Source organism: Paenibacillus timonensis, from assembly GCF_022427145.1.
In the GTDB taxonomy this organism is placed as follows: Bacteria; Bacillota; Bacilli; order Paenibacillales; family Paenibacillaceae; genus Fontibacillus; species Fontibacillus timonensis.
In genome coordinates, this window is sequence record NZ_JAKSXN010000066.1 from 19,593 (window position 1) to 27,296 (window position 7,704).

Sequence of the window (7,704 nt, forward strand, 5' to 3'; positions counted from 1 at the left end):
GTAATTAACAAACAAATGATGGGGAGGAAATCAACATGGGGAACATCAAGAGCGGTAATCTGGGGTATCCCAGAATCGGCGGACAACGGGAATGGAAGAAGCAAATCGAAGCCTATTGGGCAGGAAAAATCACGGAGCAGGAGCTGCATGAAGGATTGGCGGGGATCCGGCTCGGTAACCTGCGTTGCCAGCGGGATCGAGGAATCGATGTGATTCCGGTCGGCGATTTTACCTATTACGACCACGTCCTAGATACGGCGACGATGTTTGGCCTGGTGCCGGAACGGTTCGCCTGGAACGGCGACAAAGTGTCTCTCGATCTGTATTACGCCATCGCCCGTGGCAATGACCAGGCAGCGGCCAGCGAGATGACCAAATGGTTTAATACCAACTACCATTATATCGTGCCTGAGCTCGGGACTAGAGATCCGAGGTTGACCGTCAACCGGCCGCTCATGGCCTATTTGGAAGCGAAGCAGGAGCTGGGTATCGAAGGTAGGCCCGTGCTGCTGGGGTTGTTCACATTGTTGAAGTTGTCCAAAGGGGAAACGGCGCATGAGGTGGATGCCTGGATTGAAAAACTGCTGCCTTTATACGTGCAGGTGCTGCGGGAACTGGAAGCGGTTGGCGCCGCTTGGGTCCAACTGGACGAGCCGGCTTTGGTCATTCAGCTAACCGATGAGGACGTTCGGCGCTTGGGCCACATTTACCGGACGATTGCCCGGGAGGTACCGGGGCTGCGGATCCTGATGCAAACCTATTTCGATGCCGCCGAACGGTATGAGGCGCTCGTTGAACTTCCGATTCATGGTCTGGGACTGGATTTCGTGCACGGGCGGGACGGCAACCTGGAAGCGTTGCGGCGTTATGGCTTTCCTGCCGGCAAGACGCTGGGGGCGGGACTGATCGACGGGCGGAATATTTGGCGCGCGGATTTGGACGAGGGGCTGAGCCTGCTGAGCGAGATACGCGTTTTAGCCGGAGAACCCGAGTTGATCGTACAGCCTTCCTGCAGCTTGCTGCACGTCCCGGTATCTGCGGCGGGCGAGGAGCGGCTGGCGCCGGTGCTCCGAGAAGCGTTGGCTTTTGCCGAGCAGAAGCTGGAGGAACTGACGAGCTTGTGCGAGGCCGCGAGCGGGGATGGGCCAGAGCCGGCGCGGTTCGCGGAGAACCGCCGTGCCCTGGCCGCGCTCGCCGCAGATCCTGCCCGTAGCCGTGCTGCGGTACGGGAAGAGGCGGCACAGGCTGCTGTGGCACCGGCCGAGCGTGCGAGCGAGTTCGCCGAACGGCGGCGCAAACAGCAGGCCAAATGGCGGCTGCCGTTCTTGCCGACAACGACGATCGGCAGTTTCCCGCAGACCGCCGAGGTTCGGGCTGCCCGGCAGAAATGGCGTAAAGGCGAGTGGAGCCCGGGTCAATACGAGGAGTTCATCCGAGCGGAAATTCGCAAATGGGTCGAGATCCAGGAGGAGCTCGGGCTCGACGTCCTGGTGCACGGCGAATTCGAGCGTACTGATATGGTGGAATTTTTCGGCGAGAAGCTTCCCGGGTTTGCGTTCACGCAAGGGGGCTGGGTACAGTCTTACGGCACGCGCTGCGTGAAGCCGCCGCTGATTTATGGGGATGTCGAGTTCACGGGGCCGATGACCGTCAAGGAAACCGCCTATGCCCAAAGCCTGACGGCCAAGCCGGTGAAAGGGATGCTGACGGGACCGATCACGATCCTGAACTGGTCGTTCGTCCGCAGCGATTTGTCCCGGGAACAAGTAGCCTATCAGATCGCCCTGGCCCTGCGCGGGGAAGTCGAAGCGCTGGAGCAGGCTGGCATCGAGCTGATCCAAGTGGACGAGCCTGCGCTGCGCGAAGGTCTGCCGCTCAAGCCAAAGGATTGGGCGAACTATTTGTCCTGGGCGGTAAAAGCGTTCCGGGTGACGACGTCATCAGTCCGGGATACGACGCAAATTCATACGCATATGTGCTACTGCGAATTTGACGATATCCTTGACGAGATTCGTGCGCTGGATGCCGACGTCATCTCGATTGAAACCTCGCGCAGTCATGGCGAGCTGGTGCATAGCTTCGAGCAGCATACGTATCCGCTTGGAATCGGACTTGGGGTGTACGACATCCATAGTCCGCGTGTGCCAACCGAAGCGGAAATGGCCGCTTTGATCGACCGGGCGCTGCAGGTGTTGGATCCGGAGCTGTTTTGGATCAATCCCGATTGTGGTCTGAAAACCAGAGGTCAGGAGGAAACCGTCGCAGCGCTGCGGCAAATGACCGCGGCGGCGGAACAGGTTCGCCGGAAATACGGGAAGGGAACGAAAGCAGGAGAAGGCAAGGAATAAAACTGAAAAAAAATCATGGAACTGTAATTGACAAAGCGTTAGTTACCCGTTATTATAACTAGTGTTAGATTAGTTACAGATGAATAATAAGTAACTAATAAAAAGTAAGAATATAACGATAGAGAACAATTTATGATGGAGGGAAACCGTACATGTCTCAAGTTTTATTCGTGAAAGCCAATAATCGCCCGGCGGATCAATCCGCTACCGTGAAGTTGTATGAAAGCTTCCTGCAAACCTACAAAGAGACCCATCCTGAGGATGTCGTCACCGAGTTGAATCTGTTCGAAGCGAACCTGCCTTACTATGATCTGGATATGTTGAATGGACTGTTCAAAGTTGGCAAAGGCATCCCGAGTACGCCAGAGGAGCAAAAAGCCGCTGACTTGGCCAATGCTTACCTGGAGCAGTTTTTGCAAGCCGATAAAGTCGTGTTTGCGTTCCCGCTGTGGAACTTCACGATTCCGGCACAGTTGCTGACCTATTTGTTCTACCTGAACCAAGCCGGCAAAACGTTTAAATACACCGAGCAAGGTCCGGTCGGCCTGGTTGGCGGCAAGAAGGTCGCTTTGCTGCAAGCGCGCGGCGGCGTATATTCCGAAGGCCCGATGACCGCGCTGGAAATGTCCTTGAACTATGTGAAGAACACCCTGGCTTTCTGGGGCATCAACGATCCGGAAGCCGTTGTCGTTGAAGGACATAACCAATTCCCGGACCGCGCCGAGGAAATCATCCAAGACGGCGTAAAACGCGCCGCCGAGCTAGCCTCGAAGTTCTAATTCCGTTATCCGTTATTGAGAAAAAGCCTGAGCCGTTTAAAGACGGTTCAGGCTTTTTTGCTTTTCTTTGCCCGCCTGGGCGGAATTCATCCATTTGCGCCGGACAGCCGAATACAATTATACTCAGCTTATATAATTGAAGGAGTTGCGACGCATCATGAACAACGAATTGGAAATGGGTTTTAAACTTTGCCTGGCCCTATTGTTCGGGCTGTTTATCGGAATCGATCGGCAATTAAAGCAGAAGCCGCTGGGGATCAAAACGAGCATGGTGATCTGTATCGCCAGCTGCCTGGTGACGATCGTGTCGATCGAGGCATTCGCCAAATTCGCCGGGCCGGAGCACCCCAACATGGACCCGATGCGGCTGGCCGCGCAAATCGTCAGCGGGATCGGTTTTCTGGGAGCCGGGGCGATTCTGCGCCGGAGCAACGAGGGAATTTCCGGCCTCACCTCCGCGGCGATGATCTGGGCCGCATCGGGGATCGGTATCGCCATCGGTACCGGATTTTATCTGGAGGCCGGGCTGACGGTCATCCTGCTGATCCTTTCGGTGAATTTCATCCCTTATGTCGTAAAATGGATCGGACCTTATAAACTGAACCAGCGCGACGTATCGATCAAAATCGTCATGGAGGATCACGGAAACGTGACCGAACTGATTCGCATCATCGAGCGGAAGGACGAAACAGGGCGTGTGGCCAAAGCAAACCAGCACCGGATTCGGCGGCTGAAAATCAAGGATCTGGAAGAAGGCCGTCAGCGGGTGGATATGGTGATTACCGCTTCGGAGAAGGAGTATACGACGGAGCTTTACCATTTTCTCCGCACCATTGACCACGTCATCAGCGTCGAAGTGGAGAATCTCTAGCTTAGCCCCAGCTTCGTTTAACTTCAGTTTACATTCCCGATGTAGTCTTTTTCCTAGAGCCGGCGCCTCCGGCTCGTCTTGTTTCAGATAGAGATGGAAGGGAAGAGAAACAGATGCCAAGGAATAACCCCAACGTAATGGATAAGGATGATCGTAACGCGAACAAAAGCGGGGCAAGCTCAAAAGCGTTTTTCCGCCTGCTGCGGGAAACGAAGCCGCCGCTGCCGCTGTTTGCCGCAGCGATCGTTCTCAGCTTGCTGTCGACGTTGGTCAGTCTCGTGATCCCGATGTTCACGAAGAACCTCGTTGACGGCTTTTCGCTGTCCTCGATCAGCGGTTCGCAAATCGTCTGGATCGGCGCCGCGTTTATCGGGATGTCCGTCTCTTCGGGCTTATCGATATTTCTATTGAACTATACCGGACAGCGTATGGTGGCCAGTTTGCGGGATCGCTTGTGGAAGAAGCTGCTCCGCTTGCCGGTGTCCTACTTCGACAACAACCGGACCGGGGAATCGGTCAGCCGAATGACCAACGATACAGGGATCATCAAAGCGTTGATCTCCGAACAGGTCGCCGGCTTCATCAGCGGGATCATTTCGATTCTCGGTGCGGTGGCCGTGCTGTTTTATTTGAATTGGAAAATGACCCTGGTCATGTTTGCGGTGATTCCGCTGGCCGCTTTGATTCTCGTGCCGTTAGGCCGGACGATGTATAAAATCTCGCTGGCCATGCAGGACGAAACGGCATCCTTTACAGCGGTGTTAAGCCAGGTGCTGTCCGAAATCCGGCTGGTCAAATCGTCCAACGCGGAGCGGCAGGAATACGAAAGCGGCAGCCAAGCCATCGGCAAGCTGTTGTCCTTCGGCGTTCGGGAAGGCAAAGTTATGGCCTGGATCAGCCCGTTCATGGCCTTCGTCATGATGATGCTGCTCGTTGTAGTGATCGGTTATGGCGGGATGCAGGTCGCTAACGGCGGGTTGACCGCCGGGGAACTGGTGGCGTTTATTTTGTACCTTATCCAGATCGTCATGCCGATGACGCAGTTGACGACGTTTTTCACTCAGCTGCAGAAAGCGAAAGGGGCTACGGAACGGATTCTGCAAACGCTGGATGCCGACGAGGAGCCTTTCGGCCAAGGACAGGAGATCGCGATAGCCGACCGGCCGTTGATCGTAGACGGGGTTACCTTCGGGTACAAGCCGGACGAGCCGGTGCTGCAGGAGGTTTCCTTTACGATGGAGCCGGGGACGGTGACGGCGGTCGTTGGCCCCAGCGGCGGCGGAAAAACTACGTTATTCTCCTTGCTGGAGCGGTTTTACGTGCCGCAGCAGGGCCGCATCCGGTTGGGCAATGATCCGATCGATTCGTTTTCGCTGCGTTCCTGGCGCGGCATGATCGGGTATGTCTCGCAGGAAAGCCCGATCATCGCCGGAACGATCCGCGAGAATCTCTGTTACGGCATCGAGCGCGAAGTGAGCGAAGCGGAGCTAAAGCGGGCGGCGGAGATGGCTTATGCCGACGGCTTTATCGCCGAGTTGCCGAACGGGTTCGATACCGATGTCGGCGAACGCGGGGTCAAGCTGTCCGGCGGGCAACGGCAGCGGATCGCCATCGCGCGGGCGCTCCTGCGCGATCCGAAAATCCTCATGCTGGACGAAGCGACCTCCAGTCTGGATAGCCGCTCGGAAATCGTCGTGCAAAAGGCGCTGAAAAACCTGATGCAAGGCCGGACCACGATCGTTATCGCTCACCGGCTCTCCACCGTCGTTGGGGCCGATCAGCTGATTTTCATCGAGAAGGGTCGGGTTACGGGTCGCGGAACGCACGAACAGCTATTAGGGCAACATGCCATGTATCGCGAGTTTGCCTCGCAGCAATTGCAAATCGCCGCAAGCAGAGAAATGACGGAAGAAATCTCGAACGGGGAAGAAGGGAAGGACCATGGCGAAAATTCTCGTCGTTGACGACGATCAGCATATTCGGGAACTGGTCCGCCTGTTCCTGGAGGAAGCGGGCATGGATCAGATCTTGGAGGCCGAGAATGGACGTGAGGCGTTGTCTCTGGTGGAATCTGAAAAGGTCGACATGGTCATTCTGGACATCATGATGCCGGAGATGGACGGCTGGGAGCTATGCCGCGAGCTGCGCCGGTATTATGACATGCCGCTTCTCATGCTGACCGCCAAAGGGGAAACCCGGCAGGTCGTGAAGGGGTTCGAGCTGGGTACGGACGATTATCTCGTCAAACCGTTCGAACCCGCGGAGCTCATCGCTCGGGTGAAGGCGCTGCTCAAGCGCTACCAGGTGTCGATCTCTCAGACCGTGACGATCGGGGCGCTGCGGATGAACCGCAAAACGTTCGAGGCAGACAGCGGCGAAGACAGCTTCACGCTGCCGCTCAAGGAGTTCGAGCTGTTGTTCAAGCTGGGCGGCCATGCGGGGCGAACCCTTACCCGAGAGCAGCTCATCGAGGAAATTTGGGGTTACGATTTCGAGGGAAATGAACGAACGCTCGACGTGCATATCAATCGATTACGCGAACGGTTTCCCGAGGAAACCTTCGGTTTTAAAATCCGCACGATCCGTGGTCTTGGCTATCGTCTGGAGGTGTGCGAACGTTGACCGCGTGGAGGAAAATAGGAGCAATCCTACTCAAAGTCGGCCAGATTCTTCTCATATACGTGGGGTTTGGAACGACATGGACGGTTGCCCGTTGGGCAACCGCTGCGGTATACCGAAAAGGGGAACCGTCTTTTTCCGCTTACTTCATCGAGTTGATTAACTTGATCTTTGGCGCTACGTTATTTTTTCTGATCATTTTTTTAGTCGCCCATCTGTTTCGGCCCCACCAGCTGAAAATACTGAATTCGATCATCGACGGGATCCGCCGCATCGCGAAGGGGGATTTCTCCGTCCGACTGGAAGGCTTCGAGAAATTGCGCGAATTCGAGACGATCGTGCAAAGCATTAACGAAATGGCCGGAGCTCTTGGGCAAATGGAAACGATGCGCCAGGACTTCATCTCTAACGTATCCCATGAGATCCAGTCTCCGCTGACTTCAATCCGCGGGTTTGCCCGAGCTTTGCGCAGACCGGATTTGTCACCCGAGAAACGCAACCATTATCTGGAGATCATCGAGTCCGAAAGCCGCCGTTTGTCGCAGATGAGCGACAATTTGCTGAAACTCTCCTCCCTGGAAGCAGACCGGGTCTCGCTGTACACGAACCGGTTTCGGCTCGACCGCCAGCTGCAACATGTGGTGTTGGCCTGCGAACCCCAATGGCTCGCCAAAAACATCCAGATCCAGCTAGATGCAAGCGAGCTTGAGGTGGAAGGCGCCGAGGATCTGCTTAGCCAGGTGTGGATGAATTTGCTGCATAACAGCATCAAGTTCACGCCGGAAGGCGGGGAGATCGGGATTTCCTTGACGACCGATGCGGATCGGGCGGTGGTCACGGTTACGGATAACGGGATCGGCATGTCTAATCCGGATTTGGTCCATATCTTCGAACGATTCTATAAAGCCGACAAATCCCGCACGCGCAGCAGCGGGGGAAGCGGGCTTGGACTTTCGATCGTCAAGAAAATCGTGGATATTCATGAAGGAGAGATCACCGTGACCTCCGAGCTTGGAAAAGGTTCGAGTTTTAGGGTCGCCGTACCCTTCCGCTGGAAACCATAACCGGAGGAATTTGTAACCTTTTA

The 7,704-nt window shown here is 55.7% G+C and carries 6 protein-coding genes; all 6 read left to right on the plus strand.

Going from position 1 to position 7,704, the window contains the following annotated elements:
* Positions 1-35 precede the first annotated feature (35 nt).
* The 6 genes from metE (at position 36) to MJ257_RS20825 (ending at position 7,681) form a co-directional block, all read left to right on the plus strand.
* Positions 36-2,348 (plus strand): 5-methyltetrahydropteroyltriglutamate--homocysteine S-methyltransferase, encoded by a 2,313-nt coding sequence (gene metE, locus MJ257_RS20800; protein ID WP_240271058.1) that lies wholly within the window; start codon positions 36-38, stop codon positions 2,346-2,348.
* Positions 2,349-2,500: 152 nt separating this feature from the next.
* A complete protein-coding gene (locus tag MJ257_RS20805) occupies positions 2,501-3,127 on the plus strand; it encodes an FMN-dependent NADH-azoreductase (protein WP_240271059.1) in 627 nt (208 codons plus the stop codon).
* A gap of 157 nt (positions 3,128-3,284) precedes the next feature.
* Positions 3,285-3,998, plus strand: a complete 714-nt coding sequence (locus MJ257_RS20810) for an MgtC/SapB family protein (protein ID WP_240271060.1) — start codon at positions 3,285-3,287, stop codon at positions 3,996-3,998.
* 137 nt (positions 3,999-4,135) lie between these two features.
* A complete protein-coding gene (locus MJ257_RS20815) occupies positions 4,136-5,962 on the plus strand; it encodes an ABC transporter ATP-binding protein (protein WP_240271061.1) in 1,827 nt (608 codons plus the stop codon).
* A complete protein-coding gene (locus MJ257_RS20820) occupies positions 5,940-6,620 on the plus strand; it encodes a response regulator transcription factor (protein WP_240271062.1) in 681 nt (226 codons plus the stop codon). The genes MJ257_RS20815 and MJ257_RS20820 overlap by 23 nt, the downstream gene beginning before the upstream one ends.
* A 59-nt stretch (positions 6,621-6,679) precedes the next feature.
* A complete protein-coding gene (locus tag MJ257_RS20825) occupies positions 6,680-7,681 on the plus strand; it encodes a sensor histidine kinase (protein ID WP_308193239.1) in 1,002 nt (333 codons plus the stop codon).
* Positions 7,682-7,704 lie beyond the last annotated feature (23 nt).

Bases quoted from the DNA above. Each gene is read 5' to 3' on its own strand.
- MJ257_RS20810 (WP_240271060.1), top strand. From the start codon at position 3,285: ATGAACAACGAATTGGAAATGGGTTTTAAACTTTGCCTGGCCCTATTG.
- MJ257_RS20805 (WP_240271059.1), top strand. From the start codon at position 2,501: ATGTCTCAAGTTTTATTCGTGAAAGCCAATAATCGCCCGGCGGATCAA.
- MJ257_RS20820 (WP_240271062.1), top strand. From the start codon at position 5,940: ATGGCGAAAATTCTCGTCGTTGACGACGATCAGCATATTCGGGAACTG.
- metE (WP_240271058.1), top strand. From the start codon at position 36: ATGGGGAACATCAAGAGCGGTAATCTGGGGTATCCCAGAATCGGCGGA.
- MJ257_RS20815 (WP_240271061.1), top strand. From the start codon at position 4,136: ATGGATAAGGATGATCGTAACGCGAACAAAAGCGGGGCAAGCTCAAAA.